The organism is Peribacillus kribbensis DSM 17871 (assembly GCF_000430765.1).
GTDB classification, from domain to species: domain Bacteria; phylum Bacillota; class Bacilli; order Bacillales; family DSM-1321; genus Paraperibacillus; species Paraperibacillus kribbensis.
Genome location: NZ_KE387237.1, coordinates 92,317 through 110,208, shown reverse-complemented (window position 1 = coordinate 110,208; position 17,892 = coordinate 92,317). Strand labels below are relative to the sequence as shown.

Annotated in this window: 15 protein-coding genes; 3 read left to right on the top strand and 12 right to left on the bottom strand. The window is 44.0% G+C overall.

The window, feature by feature from the left end; translation table 11 throughout:
- Positions 1–86 precede the first annotated feature (86 nt).
- Positions 87–605: an RDD family protein gene (locus H539_RS28395; RefSeq protein WP_051348551.1), complete on the bottom strand. Its 519-nt coding sequence runs from the start codon at positions 603–605 to the stop codon at positions 87–89.
- Positions 606–618: 13 nt separating this feature from the next.
- Complete coding sequence (gene sppA / locus H539_RS0111625; protein WP_026693652.1) at positions 619–1,626, bottom strand: signal peptide peptidase SppA; 1,008 nt, start codon at positions 1,624–1,626, stop codon at positions 619–621.
- Between the two features lie 143 nt (positions 1,627–1,769).
- Here sppA and H539_RS0111620 point away from each other — a divergent pair, with 143 nt between their 5' ends.
- A complete protein-coding gene (locus tag H539_RS0111620) occupies positions 1,770–2,570 on the top strand; it encodes an NAD kinase (RefSeq protein ID WP_026693651.1) in 801 nt (266 codons plus the stop codon).
- Between the two features lie 84 nt (positions 2,571–2,654).
- Here the strand turns inward: H539_RS0111620 and rarD are convergent, their stop codons facing one another.
- From rarD to refZ, 7 genes are all read right to left on the bottom strand, one after another.
- Positions 2,655–3,581 carry an EamA family transporter RarD gene (gene rarD / locus H539_RS28390; RefSeq protein WP_035322486.1) on the bottom strand — a complete coding sequence of 309 codons (927 nt, stop codon included), beginning with the start codon at positions 3,579–3,581 and terminating at the stop codon, positions 2,655–2,657.
- 94 nt (positions 3,582–3,675) lie between these two features.
- Complete coding sequence (locus H539_RS0111610) at positions 3,676–5,292, bottom strand: amidohydrolase (RefSeq protein WP_245602169.1); 1,617 nt, start codon at positions 5,290–5,292, stop codon at positions 3,676–3,678.
- A gap of 46 nt (positions 5,293–5,338) precedes the next feature.
- Positions 5,339–6,922 carry an acyl-CoA synthetase MbcS gene (gene mbcS / locus H539_RS0111605; protein WP_026693649.1) on the bottom strand — a complete coding sequence of 528 codons (1,584 nt, stop codon included), beginning with the start codon at positions 6,920–6,922 and terminating at the stop codon, positions 5,339–5,341.
- A 142-nt stretch (positions 6,923–7,064) separates the two neighbouring features.
- Entirely contained in the window at positions 7,065–8,273 is a 1,209-nt protein-coding gene (gene thiI / locus H539_RS0111600) for a tRNA uracil 4-sulfurtransferase ThiI (RefSeq protein ID WP_026693648.1), read from the bottom strand.
- Positions 8,274–8,278: 5 nt separating this feature from the next.
- Positions 8,279–9,424 carry a cysteine desulfurase family protein gene (locus H539_RS0111595; protein WP_026693647.1) on the bottom strand — a complete coding sequence of 382 codons (1,146 nt, stop codon included), beginning with the start codon at positions 9,422–9,424 and terminating at the stop codon, positions 8,279–8,281.
- Between the two features lie 136 nt (positions 9,425–9,560).
- Positions 9,561–11,252 (bottom strand): septation ring formation regulator EzrA, encoded by a 1,692-nt coding sequence (ezrA, locus tag H539_RS0111590; protein ID WP_026693646.1) that lies wholly within the window; start codon positions 11,250–11,252, stop codon positions 9,561–9,563.
- 315 nt (positions 11,253–11,567) lie between these two features.
- Positions 11,568–12,209, bottom strand: coding sequence for a forespore capture DNA-binding protein RefZ (refZ, locus tag H539_RS0111585; RefSeq protein ID WP_026693645.1), 642 nt, complete (start codon positions 12,207–12,209; stop codon positions 11,568–11,570).
- Between the two features lie 147 nt (positions 12,210–12,356).
- Here refZ and H539_RS0111580 point away from each other — a divergent pair, with 147 nt between their 5' ends.
- Positions 12,357–12,836: a GAF domain-containing protein gene (locus H539_RS0111580; protein WP_026693644.1), complete on the top strand. Its 480-nt coding sequence runs from the start codon at positions 12,357–12,359 to the stop codon at positions 12,834–12,836.
- Between the two features lie 321 nt (positions 12,837–13,157).
- Here H539_RS0111580 and H539_RS0111575 read toward each other — a convergent pair whose 3' ends face one another.
- Entirely contained in the window at positions 13,158–13,688 is a 531-nt protein-coding gene (locus H539_RS0111575) for a membrane protein (protein ID WP_026693643.1), read from the bottom strand.
- A gap of 52 nt (positions 13,689–13,740) precedes the next feature.
- Positions 13,741–15,591, bottom strand: a complete 1,851-nt coding sequence (locus H539_RS0111570; RefSeq protein ID WP_051348549.1) for a sensor domain-containing diguanylate cyclase — start codon at positions 15,589–15,591, stop codon at positions 13,741–13,743.
- 476 nt (positions 15,592–16,067) lie between these two features.
- On the opposite strand from H539_RS0111570, the gene rpsD reads away from it, so the two are divergent.
- Complete coding sequence (gene rpsD / locus H539_RS0111565) at positions 16,068–16,670, top strand: 30S ribosomal protein S4 (RefSeq protein WP_026693641.1); 603 nt, start codon at positions 16,068–16,070, stop codon at positions 16,668–16,670.
- 286 nt (positions 16,671–16,956) lie between these two features.
- Here the strand turns inward: rpsD and H539_RS0111560 are convergent, their stop codons facing one another.
- Positions 16,957–17,742, bottom strand: a complete 786-nt coding sequence (locus H539_RS0111560; protein ID WP_026693640.1) for an SDR family oxidoreductase — start codon at positions 17,740–17,742, stop codon at positions 16,957–16,959.
- Positions 17,743–17,892 lie beyond the last annotated feature (150 nt).

Sequence of the window (17,892 nt, the reverse complement as noted above, 5' to 3'; positions counted from 1 at the left end):
GAAAACCGCTTCCCACAGCTGCCCTGTCTTATGCTTTTCGGGTCTCTGCCTTCCAATGGATTTTGTTTAAAAAATTAATCTGATGGTCATGGTGTTCTCATTCGGTTTATGCTGGAAGGCACCGTCCTGCGCTCTTCTTGGATCACACTTGTATCTGCGAATAGGTCGTGGATTCCTTGTTTTTTAGGGTGAAATGCCGTGACGATGTATCCGATCAATATAAATTTAGAAATAAAACGCCCGATGACTTCCCTGAAGAGAATTGCCGGCCAGGTGAGACCGTCTCCCTTCAGGCTGATCACTTTTAATCCGAATACCATCTTTCCTAAAGTCTGCCTAAGAAACTTGGTCATTAATAGGAAGTATAGATAGAATACAAGGGCCCATCCCGCTTCGGATGCGGTGAATCCAAGTATTTCTTTATGAGATAATCCGAATAAGAGTACGGCAGGTTTGACAATGATTCTGCTGATGCTCCAAATGACAGCAAGATCCAGGAGATAAGCCCAGAACCTCAGCCAGAATCCCGCAAACACAGTGGTGCTGTCCCATTCTGTGGATTGTGCTCTCTCTGTGCTTTCCTGCTCTGTGATTGGCGTTTCCATTTCATTACCTCCTTCACTCAGCATATAAATACATTAGACGAGGTGAATTTGGAGTCGATATCATTTTCATCAGGCCGAGCATATCGTTCTGTCCTGTGATTTTTTTCGCACTCACCCCCAGGAGGGAACCAAATCCTTCATCAGGGCTGTATTGCACAACCTCCGCATCCTTTAGCTTAAGATCCTTCCTCATGCTTTTCCATGTGTCAGTCAAATATCCGTATTCGTCAATTAAATGAAGCTGTTTGGCCTGCTTGCCGTCGTAAACCCGGCCATCGGCAATCTTTTTGACTTGTTCCTCTGGCATGCTGCGCCCCTCAGAAATGACCTTCACAAATTGTTCAAAGGAGTTATTGACCATGCTCTGCATGATATTTTTTTCCTCTTTTGTCATCTGCCTTGTAGGACTCATGATGTCTTTATGCTCTCCGCTTTTGATTGTAACGAACTCCACTCCGTATTTTTCTGCCAGCTTTTCGTAATTGTAGCCTTCCATAATAACGCCCAGCGAGCCTGTCAGGGTTTCCGGTGCAGCAAATATTTTATCCGCGGCGGTTGAGATATAATATCCTCCGGATGCAGCCATCGCTCCCATGGAAATATAGACCGGTTTTTTTCCTTCTTTTTTTATATCCAGGAGGGCATCATGAATTTCCGCACTTTCCGCTACCCCTCCACCGGGAGAATTGACCCTGATGATCACTCCTTTGACTGTGTCATCATCCTTGACTTCCTTCAGCTGATCCATAAATGCTTTGTGATTATAAGTTGAACCGCCAAGAAGGGATGCGGATTCACCACTATCCTGAATCACTCCATCCACATTCAGGATCACAATTTTTTGATCACTGTCTCCCTCATCAATGACTTCTTCTGTATGAGTTTCAGAACTATTCGAAAATAACCCTTCCATAAAGGATTTTCTGTCTGAGGCAGCGTAGGACAATGCCAGGTTGAATACAATCGACATGATAAAAAGAGCCACAGCAATGCCCAAGGCCACCCATCTTTTCCCATTCATTTTTCTTAAGAGCCTCCTAAAATCAGCACAATTTTCAAACAACTTCTATCCATGCTAAACTATAAACTAGCAATATTGTAACAAAACATTTAATTTTCAGAAAGAATATGGAAATACTAGTTATTACCGGAGGTGCCATACACTTGCAGGAACGGCGCAATGTATATTTTCATCATAATCATTCATCCGATTTACTGACAAAAGCCCAGCCCCTTTTCGAGTTAGCTGAAAGATATGGATTTCATCAGGTGAAGGATCATCAGGACGCAAATATCATTGTGAGCCTGGGTGGAGATGGTGCATTTCTCCAGGCTTTGCGAAAAACGGACTTCCGTGAAGATTGCCTATATGCAGGAGTGTCTACTTCCGGAAATTTGAATATGTACTGTGACTTTTACATCAATGATACCTCCAAAATGATCGATGCCATGACGAATGAAAATCTTGAAGTAAGACGCTATCCTACCCTTGAAGTGAAGCTGAACGAAGAAAGCTCCTTCTTTTGCCTGAATGAGTGCAGTGTCCGTTCTTCCATCATTAAAACCTTTGTCATGGATGTATTTATTGATGAACTCCACTTTGAGACCTTTAGAGGAGACGGAATGGTCATCGCCACACCTACGGGCAGCACTGCCTATAATAAGTCTGTGAATGGAGCCATCGTTGACCCGCTTCTTCCCTGCATGCAGGTCAGCGAAATGGCTTCACTGAATAACAACACCTACCGCACTCTTGGCTCTTCCTTTATTTTGGGAAGCAATAGGACCCTGTCTCTTAGAATGAATCAAGAGCTTAATAATTATCCCATCATTGGAATGGATAACGAGGCTTTGAGCATGAAGCATATCGAAGAAATTGAGGTGACTTTGAGCGGAAAACAGATCAAAACGCTAAAGCTAAAAGATAATTCCTTTTGGGAAAAGGTTAAAAGGACGTTTTTATAACATAGCCTTAAATTAAAATGGAGCCGCTCCTTCCTGCCGAGTAAAAAAGCGGGAAAGGGGACTGGCTCCTTTTAATGCAGACGATTATGCACTCAATTCCTTTTTGCCTTTTCCTTTCACAGAAGGCTTTTTCCATTTGGCTTTTGATAATGTATAAAGAGTCAGGGCGCTCCAGATGAAGATGAACGCAACGAGGTGAGTTTTAGTGAATGTCTCATGATAGACAAAGACTCCGAGAATTAATGTTAAGGTAGGTGCAATATACTGCAGAAACCCAAGCATGGATAACGGAACCTTCTGCGCACCTTTTGCAAAATAAAGGAGAGGCAGTGCAGTAATTACTCCGCCTCCCGCTAAAAGCAGGCTGTGAGCTGGAGTGGTGAAAAACATGGCTTTCGACTCTGCCCCTATATAAACCATATATCCCAGTGCAAGCGGCGTGACCATGAACGTCTCCAAAGTAAGACCCACCGCGGAATCTGCGCTGATCATTTTCTTTGCCAGACCATACAGGCCGAATGTGACGGCAAGCAGAAGCGAAACCCAGGGGATGTTTCCATAATGAATGGTCAGGATCAGTACGCCTGCAACAGCAAGAACAAAGGAGATGATCTGGACAAGGGTCAGCTTTTCCTTTAAAACCGCCACTCCAAGCAGCACACTTACGAGTGGATTGATGTAATAGCCCAGGCTGGTTTCCAATATCCTTCCGGAGTTTACAGCCCAGATAAAAATCCCCCAGTTTGCACTGACAAGCACGGAGGCAGCCAGCAGTGCGGCCAATCGGCGCGGCTGCTTCACTATTTCCCTAAAGTAGGAAGTGAACGCCCGCCATTTCCTTGTGCATAAGAGAAGGATCACCATAAAAATAAACGACCAAAAAACCCGGTGCGCCAAAATTTCCACGGCCGGCACATCCTGAATCCACTTCCAATAAATCGGGACAATTCCCCAAATGACATAAGATAAAGCTGCATAAAAGACGCCTTCATTTTCTTTAAACCTGCTCACCCTAAAGCTCCCCTTTTACTTCTATTCTCGAAATATGAATCTATTATAAGCCTATCCCTAAATGAATTCTATATAATTTAAGAGCATGATAATCTTATATTTCGAAAACAGTTTCGCCATTAATTACGGTCATGACCGCTTTGGTATGGAGCAATGCCTCGTGATTCACCCGGAAAGGATCTTGATCTAGGACCGTAAAATCCGCGCATTTTCCTGGAGCAATCGTTCCTGTTTCTCCTTCATTGATCGCTGCATAGGCGCTTCCTTTCGTAAATAGGCTTATGGCTTCATACACCGACAGCCGTTCACTTTCTCCGTAAACCGTACCATCTTCATCCAGCTTTTTCCGTACGGCAGCAGCATATATACCAAGGAGCGGATTAAGTTCTTCGATCGGCGCATCGGAGCCTCCAGCACATTTCAGACCTTCGTCCAGCAGGGTCTTCCAGGCATAATTATATGTCATATTCTCCCTTCCTACCCTGTCCATTACCCATGGAAAATCTGAAGTGACGAATACTGGCTGAATGTCCAGGACCACCGGCAGCCTTTTTGCCCGATCAATGAGATCACGGCGCAGGATCTGGGCATGAATGAGCCTATCTCTCTGTCCCTCTTTTGGAGGATGTTCTTCAATGGCATCCAGAAGATACTCAAAAGCCAAATCCCCAATGGCATGGACGGCAACCGGCATCCTTAGGCTCCGGGCTTTTGCCACCAAGCTTTTCAATTCTGTAAGCGGGTGTATGGCAACACCATTGGTTTCTGGATCATCCGCATACGGCTGGCCAAGAAGGGCTGTTCTTCCGCCTAATGATCCGTCGGCAAATATTTTCATTGGGCCAAATTCTATGCTCCCGTTCCGGGACTTAAATCGATGACCGCCAGCATACATCTCATCCACTACCCCATGATGGACAAGAAGGTGGCACTTCAGCGTAAGCCCTTTTTCCTCCATCACATCCAAAAAAGCCTTATAGGTCGGATGAAAGCCTGAATAATAATTTAAATCCTCCGTATGGACCCCGACAAGGCCAAGACGGTGGCAGTCTTTTACTGCAAGGGTAAGAGCCTTATTCAGATACTCATTCGTAACCGGAGGAAGAGCCTTCAGGACAGCATCCATCGCGGCATCCTTAAAAAGACCATTCAGTCCGCCGTTCTTCGACCTTCCTGCCACCCCTCCTGCGGGCACCACCATATGTTCATCTAACCCAAGCATCTCCATGGCTTTTGAGTTGATTACCGCAGCATGCCGGCATACACGCTTGATCAATATCGGATGCTCTGAAGAAATCTCATCGAGTTCATCTGCCAGAATAAGCTCGGAATCGACCCATTCATTTTCATTCCAGCCTTCCGCTATTATCCATTCCCCGGCGGAAAATTGGTCCGTCTGGACACGAAGTGCCTCAAGGACGGCTTCTCTTGATTTCATTCCAGCCAAATTAAGCCTCATCAGCTTTTCCCCGTGTCCGATTAAATGCATATGACTGTCGACCAAACCCGGCAGCATCGTTTTTCCGTGCAGATCGATTTTTTCTTGAATTCTATTTTCATAGGCAGTGCTTAACAAACGGAGACTTCCTGTATCAATAATCCGGCCGTCTTCGGTAAACACAGCCTCCACCGTCGCATTTTCCTTCTCCATGGTATAAATGCTGCCGCCAAACCATAATGTTCCCATCTCTTCACCTTCTAAAAAATTCATAATAGAAAGCCCGCCAAATGACGAGCTTCAAGCCAGCCGGAGGAAGTTATCTTTTTCCTGCCCCGCTTTCCTTTTGCCGAAGTTCAATCCTCCTTATTTTTCCGGAGGTTGTTTTCGGAAGTTCTTCAATAAATTCTATTTTCCTAGGATACTTATAAGGAGCGGTTAATTGTTTGACATGCTCCTGAAGATCACGGATCAGTCCTGAGTCATTTCTGTCTCTTTCATCCTTCAGCACAACGAAAGCCTTTACAATATGCCCCCTTATTTCATCAGGACTTGCCACTACTGCACATTCCCTTACTTTCTGGTGCTTCACAAGGGCATCCTCTACTTCAAAAGGACCGATCGTATAACCTGATGAAATAATAATATCATCACCGCGTCCTTCAAACCAGAAGTAACCATCTTCATCCTTCAGCGCTTTGTCCCCCGTCACATAATAATCGCCCCGGAATTGCATGGCAGTCCGTTCAGGATCCTTATAATAATTTTTAAAAAGCGCAGGGGTATCAATATGGACCGCAATATCCCCGACTGCCCCGGGCTCACATGGTCTGCCTTGATCATCAATGATTTCTACAGAATTCCCCGGCATAGGTTTTCCCATGGAACCCGGACGGACTTCCATATCCTTGGTTACACCGACGAGCAGTGTATTTTCTGTCTGTCCGTAGCCGTCCCTGACCGTGAGGTTGAAATACTTCTGAAAGGATTCAATTACTTCCCGGTTTAAAGGCTCTCCTGCCGAAACGGCACTGTGAAGGGATGACAAAGAATAGGTTTTCAGACTTTCCGTCTTTGCCATAAATCTATATTCTGTAGGAGTGCAGCATAAGACATTTACTTTATGCTTGTCTAAAAGGGAAAGATATTTTTCTGGATTGAACTTTCCTTGATAAACAAGACCCGCTGCACCTGACCCCAATACAGAAAGAAAAGGACTCCAGATCCACTTCTGCCAGCCAGGCCCTGCTGTTGCCCAGACCATATCTCCTTCCTTGATGCAAAGCCAGGAAGGAGCAGCTGTTTTTAAATGCGCAAATGCCCATCCATGGGTATGGACCACTCCTTTTGGATTTCCGGTCGTACCTGATGTATAGGACAAAAACGCCATATCCTCTCTGGATGTTCTGGCTGTTTCAAACTCCTCAGATGCTGTCTCCATCATCCTGTCCAGATACAGCCAGCCTTCAGACTCTTCTCCAACAGAGAAAAGCAGTACATTCTCTGTATTCTTCACATCCTGGAATTGTTCAGTATACGGATAGCAGCTGATGACTGCTTTTACATCTCCATGCTGTATCCGGTATTCAAGGTCTTTCGCCTTCAGCATTTCAGAGCTTGGTATAACAGCGATGCCCGCCTTAAGAGCCGCAATATATACCTGATAAGCTTCAATCGATCTTGGAATCATAATCAGGGCTGTATCGCCCTGCTTCAGACCCTTTTCCACAAGGACATTGCTGATTCTGCTAGCGTTCTTTACTAATTGGGAATATGTAATGGCTGCTGTTTCTCCTGATTCTTTTTCAAGAATCAGGGCTGTTCTATCAGGATTGCCCGCAAATCTTTCAAACTCACTAACTAGATTGTATTCCTTCGGGGCTATTAGTTCTTCTCTCTCCACACCATGCTCCTCCTTTAAATGCTTTCTCTCTTTTAGTATACAAAATATTAGAATTATTAGATAATTATTTTGTAACGGCTTACATTTTGTCTGATATAAGAAAAGACGTATGAATGGACATACGTCTTTTTCTTTATGTGAATTAAAATAAATCCAGGGTTTCATCCCTCTTAGTCTCAGCTTCAGGAGAGATAACCAATGTTTCTACACCATCAACTGCTTCTTCTATTAATTTATCGAAGTCAACAAAGCTTTCGTAAAAATTCACTTTTTCTTTTTTAGGCTTTGTCTTTGGATTCGCCGGGGTAAATACCGTGCAGCAATCCTCATAGGGCCTGTTTGATATTTCCAGCGTATCAATCTCTTCAGCAATTTTCATGATTTCTAATTTATCCATGGTAATGAGCGGCCTTAGAACAGGTGTACTCGTCACTTCATTGATGGCATGCATGCTTTCAATGGTCTGGCTGGCTACCTGGCCAAGGCTTTCGCCGGTTACAATAGCTAAGGCCCCCTGCTTTTCCCTGATGCTGTCCGCGACGCGGAGCATAAGGCGCCTTGTGCTTGTCATGGTATAGTTTTCCGGAATCTGCTTTTGAATCAGTTTCTGGATTTCTGTAAAAGGAACAATATGCAGTTTAATGGGTCCTGCCGTCTCACTGAGCCTGCCGCATAGATCAATGACCTTCTGCTTGGAACGCTCGCTTGTAAATGGCGGGCTGTGGAAATGGATGCATTCAAGCTCAAGTCCTCTTTTCATTGACATATATCCTGCAACAGGGCTGTCAATTCCTCCTGAGAGCATAAGCACCGCTTTTCCGCCGTTGCCGACTGGGAGGCCGCCTGCCCCCTGTATAACTTCCCCAGATATATAGGCAGCTTCCTTCCGGATTTCGACCCTGACAGTTAAATCAGGTGTTTTCACATTCACTGTGATCCCCTCGGTGTTTGTCAGGAGATATCCTCCTACCATGTGGTTCACTTCATCCGTGGAATATGAAAAACTCTTATCCGCCCGCCTTGTATTAACTTTAAACGTTTTTATCGGTGCGGTCAGGCCGTTCATATAAGAAAGAGCCGCGTTTTTAATCTCTTCGATGCCGGGTTCTGTTTTTATGGCCGGACTGAAATTCTGAATGCCAAAAACACCCTTAAGCTTCTCAGATATCGCGAGATGGTCTTCGCCATTCAGCAATACAAACATGCGGTCTCGGTCAGCTTCAACCCTGATCGCACTGTATGATTTCAATGTTCGTCTGATATTCGCCTTCAGGCGGTCAATGAAGCCCCTTCTGTTCTTGCCTTTAGTAGAAATTTCTCCATAACGGATTAATATATGATCATATTGCATGTTGATTACCTCATTACTTCTCTTAAATTTGTTAGAATGTCCTCTGCTGCAGAAATGAAGTGTTCCGCTTCCTCCATTGTATTCTGGCTCGAAAGACTGATCCTTAAGGTGCTGTCCGCACGCCTGGAGTCCTTGAACATCGCCAGCACAGTAGAGCTTGAAGCTTTCTTTTTTGACGAGCAGGCACTTGTGGTAGAAACAAAGATCTCCCTCTCTTGAAGAGCACGGACCACCACTTCCGTATTGATCCCGGGCACTGAAAAGTTAAGAATATGAGGGGCGGATCCATCAGATGGTGTATTCATCGATACAGAATCCATACTGCTTATTCCATCTCGTATTCTTTTCCGTATCCTGTCTATTTCTTCGGTTTTTATGTCCATATCTGTCATCGTGATCCTGAGGGCCCTCGCCATGGCAACAATGCCGGCCACGTTCTCTGTTCCAGAACGAAACCTGGATTCCTGGCTTCCGCCTGCAAACAACGGAGAAATCTGGACCCCATTTCTGATATACAAAATCCCGTTCCCTTTCAATCCATGTACCTTGTGGGATGACAAGGTCAGTAAATCAATCTTGCATCTCTGGATATCGAGACGCACCTTTCCGGCCCCCTGCACATGGTCCACATGGAATAAAACCTTCGGATACTTTGATAGAATCGCGCCTGCTTCCTCAATGGGCTGGATAGTGCCAGTTTCATTATTCACATGCATGATGGAAACCAAAATCGTATCGGGGCGGAGTGCCTGAACCAGCTCCTCAAGGGAAATGCGCCCTTCTTCATCCACTCCGAGGTAAGTTATTTCAAAGTCCAGTTCTTCTCTTATCTGTTCGAGTGCCTCCTTAACAGAAGGATGCTCGACTGCCGTTGATATAATATGCCTTCCCCTCTTAGAATGCTTGACAGCAGCACCTTTGATGGCTAGATTATTCCCTTCTGTTCCCCCGGAAGTAAAGAACACCTCGTTTTCCCTTACTCCTAATAAGTCTGCCGCCTGTTTCCTGGATTGAGATAGTAATTTCTCAGCTTCTGCTCCCAAGGAGTGAAGGGAGGAAGGATTTCCAAAATACCTTTGGGAAACCTTCATGAACGAATCCAGAACTTCAGGATAAGGCTGGGTTGTTGCGCTATTATCGAAATATATCATAAGTTCACCTACATTCAACTAACATTATAAAGGAAATAGAATGAATTAAAATTAGTATGCTTCAAATGATGAGTTTTGAAAGATGTATTGGCCAGCAAAAAGAAAAGCCTCTTTCAAAAAGAGACTAATACTTGTATTATTTCACTTTTTCAAGATCGTGCTCAATCTTTTTTAAGCAGCCAGGCTCCACTTTTTCAAGTACAGATGCGGCCTGCTCCAAGGCTTCCTGATACTGATAATTGTGGAAGTTAACTTCCGCCCTTCTGAGTGCCTCAGCCACAGATGGATATTTGCTTCTGTATCTATTCCCGTATTGAATGACCTTTTCAGCAATCACCATATTCTCCACAAGATCCTTGGACATCTCATACAGCTTGGCGACAGAGGATTCTGCCTTTTCCAGGAAAATTCTGACGGACGCCATATCAAGAGGAGTCTCCTCCAGTTTGGTTTCAACATCAGACAAGCTTTCCCTCACCTCACCCACACTGACTTCATACTCTTCAGGAAGGCCCGGGATATTGCTTTTTGCAATCATACGGGAAATTTCACCCAGTTTTTTCTTCAAGACAGACAGAGAATCTCTCGCTTCCAATTCATCTTTCCGCAGGGCATGAAGCTTAGCTGAATAAACGGCCTGCTCTTCCCTGACCTGCCTCATCTGTTCTTCAAGTTCCTTCAGTTCGCCGCTCAAGACCGAGTGAGCCTGATTATCCTGATCCAGTTTCGACTGAAGCAGGAGGAATCTCTTGGACAGCTGGGACATCACTTTCTCAAGACCTTTCTGAAACTCCAGGTCATGCTCGGGAAGATGGTAGCTTTGAAGGACAATCGCCGTTTCAGCCTTCAGCTTTTCATTGCCAAATTCGAGAATGGAGAGTTCTTCTCTCATTTTTGGTTCTTGGCTGTAAACATAATTCCTGGCTACAGCCTCTCCCTCCAGCACATCATACAGATTGTTCAAGCTTTCCTGTATCTCTGCCATTCCTTTTTCAGCTTCTCCAGCTTCTCCAGCATCCACATGAGAGCTGTAAACCGTTAACTCTTCCTCCAGGCGGTCCATCTCTTTCTCAAATTGGATATGATCCAGGATATACCCCTGCTCCACCATCTCTTTAAAACCGTTTCTTAATTCCTCAATTTGGGATGGGATTCCCGAATGAGCTTCAATAAGGAGCTCCGGGATCAATTCCATTTTGTTCCGGACATCCTCCAGCATGGATTTAATCTGCAGAAGGTATTCCCTTGCCTTTAAATAATTCCCGTTTTCTGTCGCTTCATCAAATTCTCCAAACATCTGAACCACATTCTCCAGAATGCCCTCAAGCCTGTCTGCCGCTTTTGCGAAGGTGTGCCGGTGTGCAAGAAGAGACTTCTTCAAGCTTCGATATCCATCCTTTAATTCTTCTATCTCCGCACGGTTTTTTTCTTCACTCCCGACAAGCTCATTCAATTCACCCAGGATGCTTTGAATGGATTTTTCGAACGAAACGAGCTTCCCCTCAATTTCCCTCTGAACCATTTTAGTCTTTTTAAATTGAAACCTGTCCGCATGCTCTTCTCCGTCAAAAAGCAGCTCTTCTATTTCAGGAAGGCGGATGGTGATCATTTCATCCCATTCTCTTCTCCAGCGTTCAAACATTTCTTCCGTTTCACCGGTCATATTCAGCTGTTTTACCTTAGAAAGTTCCTCCAGTACGGGCCGGTTCATGATATCCAGCTTCCACGCCTCAAGCCTGTCCAATTCTTTATAATGCTTCTTTTTTAAGATATAACCCATTGTAAAAAACGCTAAAATAATCACTATGGCACCGATTATGTATTCCATTGTAAGCCCCCTGCTCTAAGGAAAAAATCATGTATATGAACGAATTTCTCTAATTAGCTTAATGTCAGTGCTTTTATGATACCATGTTCACATACATTTTTGACTAGAAAAATGATTTTTTTTAGACATTTTATTTCCATTACATGTAAGTCAAAAAAATTGCTTCAAAAAAAGAAGGGGCTGCTGCTCCATAAGCAGAAATGGCAGTTCTACTCTTATAAAATAGGTCACCCATTCATCTTGACAAAAAAAGAACACCTCCCAGCCTAATGGGAAAGTGCTCAAGCCGCGGCCGCTTTAGCTGCGATCGTCCGTTTATCCATGCATCCCTGCTGCGATCCGGATATACGGATTAAGGATATGGTGGTCCATATATTCATATATTTCATCCAAATATTTAGCTGTGAAAAATTCTTCTTGGGGAAATTGATACAAAACTTCCATGGAATAATGTGCATGAAGAAGAGGGGCTGTCAAAAGGCCTTTTAATTGAAGGATAAACATTGGCGGAGAGACTTTCCGGAACACACCGCCTTCGACTCCAGCTTCTAAAATCGTGGTCAGATAATATTTTTCCTTTGTCCAGTAGGTGGATAAAATCTCCCTGTTCAAGCTGGAGTCAAAGGATAGTTCGCCATAAACAAACCTCGCTGCCAGATGGTTGGACCGCTGAAAAGCTAATATTTCCTTAATCAAGCTCCTTAAACATCCTTCAGGCCCGGCAATAAAAAGGGTTTCAAGATGGTGTTCAATCAGCTGCAGATATTCGTCCAAGAAAGAAGTTAAACAATGCTCCAGCAGGCCATTCTTATTTTTAAAATAGTAGGAAATGTTCGCTGAGTTGACTCCAGCCCTTGCAGATATGTCGCGGACAGATGTTGCATGAAATCCTTTAATATGGAATAAATAAAGAGCAGCGTCAATGATCGAGTTCCTGGTTTCACTATTTCGGCTCATTTGATCCACCTGCTTTTCACAAGAGTCTTTTTTAGATATATTCTTCTTATGCATGTTATTTCCCTTTAAAAACATCTCGACAAACTAGCAGGTATATCTACAAACCGATTCCATAAATTGCAGAAAATTAAGAGGAGAGATGGAAATATGTTTAATCCACAGTTATACAGAGGTACAAAAGAAGAAAACTATCAGCTTGCCATTAAGCAGCTTGCTGCGCTATTAGAGGGCGAAACGAATAAAATCGCCAATTTAAGCAATGCATCCGCCCTGCTCAATCAATTCCTGGATAACATTAACTGGGCGGGCTTTTATTTAACAGAAGAAAATGAGCTTGTGCTCGGACCCTTCCAGGGACTTCCTGCTTGTGTCCGCATTCCTTTTGGACGCGGTGTCTGCGGTACGTCTGCTGAAAAGCGCGAAACGGTCCGTGTAGAGGACGTCCACCAGTTCCCAGGCCATATAGCCTGCGATGCGGCATCCCAGTCAGAGATTGTGGTTCCGCTCCTAAAAGACGGCCAGCTCCTTGGCGTCCTGGATATCGATTCCCCAGAAAAAAACCGTTTTGACGAAGAAGACCAAAAATATCTGGAGCTATTCGTAAAAGAGCTTTGTGCTCATCTATAGGAGCAAATGAAGGGAGCCCGGTTCACATTAGAACCGGGCTTTTCGTTTAAATGGGCTGCCCGAGTTCCATTCCAGGCGCTTCGCTTTCCGCGGGGCGTGCGGTGAGCCTCCTCAGCTACGCCTGCGGGGTCTCACCTGTCCCGCTGATCCCGCAGGAGTCTTCGCACCTTACATTCCACTCGGCAGGATATAAAAAAGAATGCAGCAGTAAAACCAAGGCGATTTTAATGTATTACCTTATAAGCCGGAGTAAATTAGCTTAACGGCTCATTTTCTCTTATCAATGGCCTTTATGATCTGATGATTTAGCGCCTCTATCATCTACAATTCAGACTGCTTATGTGAAAATCCAGTAATGACCAGGCATGCAATAAAGGCGATCAGGGCTGCAATCATTCCAAATATCAGGAAGATTGCTCCCATGAATATATCCTCCCCCGGATAAGAGGGCTTCAGTTCCCTCATCCAATAGGCGAAACCAGCAATAAGTAAAATATAAAAGCTGCTTCCCGTGATTCCCATCTTAAAACGGTTCCACCTTGTGCCCTTCCATGCTTTCGTGATAGCAATCCACAAAATAAAACTGAGAATAACAGCAGCAAAGCCCACAAGAATATGTAAATAGGGAATAACAAAAAAGCTCAGCAGGATAAAGAATAAACAGACTGCTGCAAACAAGGCAGCATTCATAGAAAACAAGAATAATCCTGACAGCCAATGATTCTGAAACCATTTGGCTCTTTTCAGCTTGTTCACCCATCTATTATTTTCCTCAAATGAAATGATAAGGGGTTTTTTTAATACAATAACAAGGATGAATCCAAGAATGCCCAGGAGCAATAGCAGCGACATCGTTCTCCCTCCAATATCCAGCCATTTTTATTGCCTGCGGTTCAGGAGGACCTTACAGAGAATCCTCCTCGTGGATAAACAGGCGGTTCTTCCCGGAGTTCTTCGCCTTATACAATGCTTCATCCGCTCTTCTAAACAGAGCCTTGGCGGTTTCTCCAGGACTTTTTATCCAATGGGAAATTCCGCAGGAAATGGTTACGGCCGGAGATGAGGTGCTCTTCACCTTGTCCAGGAGCCGTTTAGCAATGCAGACACCAATATCAAGGGAAACGCCCGGAAGATAAATGGCCAATTCTTCTCCGCCCCATCTTACTCCAATGTCCGTCCCGCGGATGTTCTTCATGATCAAATCCGCCACCTGTACCAGCACTTCATCCCCCACCTGGTGCCCATATGTATCATTGACCTTTTTAAAATTATCAATATCAAGAAGGATAAACGTCCCCTCTGAATCATGTTCAAGGGAGTGCTGCAATTTTTCATCCAGATAGCCCCTGGAGTACAGCTTGGTCAGCGAATCAGTAATCACCATTTTTTCCAGTTCTTCCCGAAGCATGGAGTTGGCAAAAGCCAATGTGGAATGATGGATCAGAGATTGAAGAAGCTTGAAATTATCAAAAGTAAAATGATAAGGCTCCTGATGCAAAACAAGGGCAAATCCATTCAGAGAATCACTCTGGATCATGGGAACTGCGATTACGGATCGGTATTTTGCTTCCGATAAAGCCCCCTGTCCCCGGGCGTCCCCCATGTAGAGAGCCTCCCTTTCCCGAAAGATTTCAGCTGTGATGAATGCAGTGTATTCCTCTGAATCCGAATCACGAAAGAAGTCTGTGGACTCTTCCAGAACAATCGGCTTTTTCTCCTCGCTGAACATAAAAAAACCAATCTCCTGGGCCCCAAAGTTCTTAACTATTTGGTTTCTCATATAACTGATGGTTTCACTCAAACGCAGATTAGAATTCAATTTATGGGAAGTCTCATTGATCAGCTGCAGATCGGAAATTAATCTCCTTGACTGCTGGTAAAGCTGGGCATTCTCCAGGGCAGCCCCTGCTGTTCCTGCAAGAAGCTGTACGAACTCGATTTCCTCTGCTGGGAAAAACAGCGCACCGGCAGCAGCGACCTTAAGGACACCATAAATCCCCTGTCTTCCCTTTAATGGCGCATAGAGGGATATGCTTCTTTTATCAGCACCGGCCTTCGTCTGGATGGTTCCTGTCAAAAGCGCCTGCATGGCAGGAGTATCCTCTGATTCATATTCAAGCTCATCAATCGGCAGGCATTCACTGGCACCTGAATCATGTGATAAGAGAAGCTTGTAGCTGAATAGAGGGTAAACTTCTTTTAGAATCTGGATGATACCATGAAGTACGTCATCCATATCCATGGAAGCCTGAAATGTCTCAGTAATCTCAAAAAGCTTTTTGTACCTCCTGGCCTTTTTCACAGAACTCGCAAAGTCGTAAACTGCATAAAAAACCTTGCTGATTTCTTCTGCAAGCTCCTTGTATTCGTCCGCATGTGCCTCAAGCGATCCCAGAGTATACTCCTTGAAAGCCAAAATACCGAATATGTGCTTCTCCGTTTTTAAAGGCATCACCAAATCAAAGGCTTTGAGCTCCCTGCATGGTGCATGTTTATAATAATATGGCATTTCCTGCAGGGAATCCGAAGCTGGAAACGAAACTTCTCCTTCCTCCCCAGCAGAACCAGAATAGGTATAATTCCTGTTCCATTCATTATATTTGTAATAGGAGATGGCCTTTACATCATCCAGCTCTTCCCGAAGCTTGAGAAGCAGCCAGGTTATATAATCTTCCTCTGTCCAATCCCCGGTGAAGTCGAATTGAAAAAAGGTTCTATTTAATTTACAGATCCAATCACTCTTATGTATGCTCATTTTGCTCATCCTAAATATGTCTATAGTCGAAAAGCACGGCAAACCCCACAGAATAATAGCTCCTGCTATGCTGTAAGATTTCCGACGAAATCTATTATCTATTATATACAAGTATGTATAAAATTTCCTTTATAAGTTTTTAATATTTTTAAAAATCTCCATCTTCAAATAAGGGCACTTTAAAAAAATGGCTGTTGCTGCAGCGTTCTTTTTGTTAAAGCAGCTACTAATAAAGATAAAATTCAAATCCTGGTATTGACTTTTATATACAATCCATAATATAATGGCTTTTGTGTAAAATATCGCAGCCTATGTGAACACTTATATGTACTCATTTTGTTCCTCACATTCTGGAGGTGCATCTCGTAACCCTGTGCTGCTAGGGCGAAGGTGCATGAAAACATAATGGCATATAATGTACGATCACATCTGTTTTTATTTTACCAAAATAAAAACAATTAAAGGAGGAGTCATTTATGGCTCGCTATACTGGCCCAAGCTGGAAATTATCCCGCCGCCTAGGCATTTCATTAACTGGAACTGGTAAGGAACTTGAAAAACGCCCTTACGCTCCTGGACAACATGGTCCAAACCAACGTAAAAAGCTTTCTGAATACGGATTACAATTACAAGAAAAGCAAAAGCTTCGTCATATGTTCGGAGTTAACGAGCGTCAATTCCGCACTACTTTTGACAAAGCTGGTAAAATGCAAGGTAAACACGGTGAGAACTTCATGGTTCTTCTTGAAAGCCGTCTAGATAACCTTGTATACCGTCTTGGACTTGCCCGTACTCGCCGTCAAGCTCGTCAGCTTGTTAACCACGGCCACATCATTGTTGATGGAAGCCGCGTAGACATCCCGTCATACCGTGTGCAGCCTGGTCAAACAATCAGCCTTCGCGAAAAATCTCGCAGCCTTGACATCGTTAAAGAAGCAATCGAAGTGAGCAACTTTGTTCCTGATTACCTGACTTTCGATGCTGACAAGTTAGAAGGTACTTTCACTCGCCTTCCTGAGCGTTCTGAAATGCCTGCTGAAATCAACGAAGCTCTTATCGTTGAATTCTACTCTCGTTAATTGATTTGCTTATTAATCAGCAATCAAAAGAACCCTAGAAGCGTTGCATCAACGCTTCTAGGGTTCTTTGTTTTTACTGCTGTGATACCCACGGGCAAATAATGCCTGCAGCTGCATCCGTAGTCTGTCCTTTATCTTTGCGATCAATAATTAGAACCTCATTATAAAACAACCGGAGTGTACTCGGGAACGGAAAGATGTCTTGCATCCAGCTTAAAAATGTGTTGTAAACATAAACATCCAGTTCTGGTTAAGCGGGGAGCAGCTGCCCAAAGCCAGAAGCGTCCTATATGTCCATCTCCCACCATTTTTGTTCTTCTTGCTTCATCTGTTTCTCGGTTTGCTGAGGATAGGCGGTCCGGAATTTATGATGGTCAGCTGGGATGATTTCTACCATTTTTGCAATCATATCTTCCGGATCAAACTGGTTGTTTAAGCCCTCTTCCGCCTTTTTAATATCCTCTTTTCTCGTAAAGTTTTTCTCTTCATCGTACCATTTCCATAGCTCTTCTGCCGCGCGGTCATTAAAACCTGTCTTGAAGGAACCAGGGTTAATGGTGGCAACTTTTACTCCAAAACCTTGAAGTTCCAACTGAAGGGTATGGGCAATTGCTTCAATCGCGTGCTTTGTAGCGGCATATGGACCGCCATATGGAGATGCCAAAACTCCAGATTCTGAACTCATAAAGACGATTTTTCCGCTTCCCTTTTGAACCATCTTACGTGCAGCTATCTGTACTGTTTCCAAGGTTGCGAAAACATTTACCTCAAAGAGTGCCCGAAATCGGTTCATCGGCACTTCCCCGAGAGGCCCTCGTTCATTAATGGCAGCATTTGCAACAAATATGTCAAAATCATACTTTTCTATCTGTTCCAGATCCAAAGGGTTCGTAATATCGACTTTAATCACCTCTATATCCAGTTCCAGGTCATTCGCTTCCCGCAGAAGGTCTGTTTTTTGAGAAGTAAGCTCTGTAGCGGCAATCACACGATGACCTTTTTTGGCAAGACCAATTGCTGCGCCTCTGCCAAGCCCGGTGCCTGCACCAGTAATGAAAATTGTTTTGTCCATGTTAAATTCCTCCATTCGAAATAGCATGCCAATTTATTGTTCCCAATTACAGTAAGGGAGATGCTAATTCTCAATATGTACTGGCATGGAAAAATTGATAAGAACGAGGAGTTTGCACCCTTTACTTCGGTATGGTGTTTCTCCGCTTGC

Coding starts and splice junctions, on each gene's coding strand:
- H539_RS28395 (WP_051348551.1), bottom strand. CDS start 605: ATGGAAACGCCAATCACAGAGCAGGAAAGCACAGAGAGAGCACAATCC.
- sppA (WP_026693652.1), bottom strand. CDS start 1,626: ATGAATGGGAAAAGATGGGTGGCCTTGGGCATTGCTGTGGCTCTTTTT.
- H539_RS0111610 (WP_245602169.1), bottom strand. CDS start 5,292: ATGAATTTTTTAGAAGGTGAAGAGATGGGAACATTATGGTTTGGCGGC.
- thiI (WP_026693648.1), bottom strand. CDS start 8,273: ATGCAATATGATCATATATTAATCCGTTATGGAGAAATTTCTACTAAA.
- H539_RS0111595 (WP_026693647.1), bottom strand. CDS start 9,424: ATGATATATTTCGATAATAGCGCAACAACCCAGCCTTATCCTGAAGTT.
- ezrA (WP_026693646.1), bottom strand. CDS start 11,252: ATGGAATACATAATCGGTGCCATAGTGATTATTTTAGCGTTTTTTACA.
- refZ (WP_026693645.1), bottom strand. CDS start 12,209: ATGAGCCGAAATAGTGAAACCAGGAACTCGATCATTGACGCTGCTCTT.
- H539_RS0111580 (WP_026693644.1), top strand. CDS start 12,357: ATGTTTAATCCACAGTTATACAGAGGTACAAAAGAAGAAAACTATCAG.
- H539_RS0111575 (WP_026693643.1), bottom strand. CDS start 13,688: ATGTCGCTGCTATTGCTCCTGGGCATTCTTGGATTCATCCTTGTTATT.
- H539_RS0111570 (WP_051348549.1), bottom strand. CDS start 15,591: ATGAGCATACATAAGAGTGATTGGATCTGTAAATTAAATAGAACCTTT.
- rpsD (WP_026693641.1), top strand. CDS start 16,068: ATGGCTCGCTATACTGGCCCAAGCTGGAAATTATCCCGCCGCCTAGGC.
- H539_RS0111560 (WP_026693640.1), bottom strand. CDS start 17,742: ATGGACAAAACAATTTTCATTACTGGTGCAGGCACCGGGCTTGGCAGA.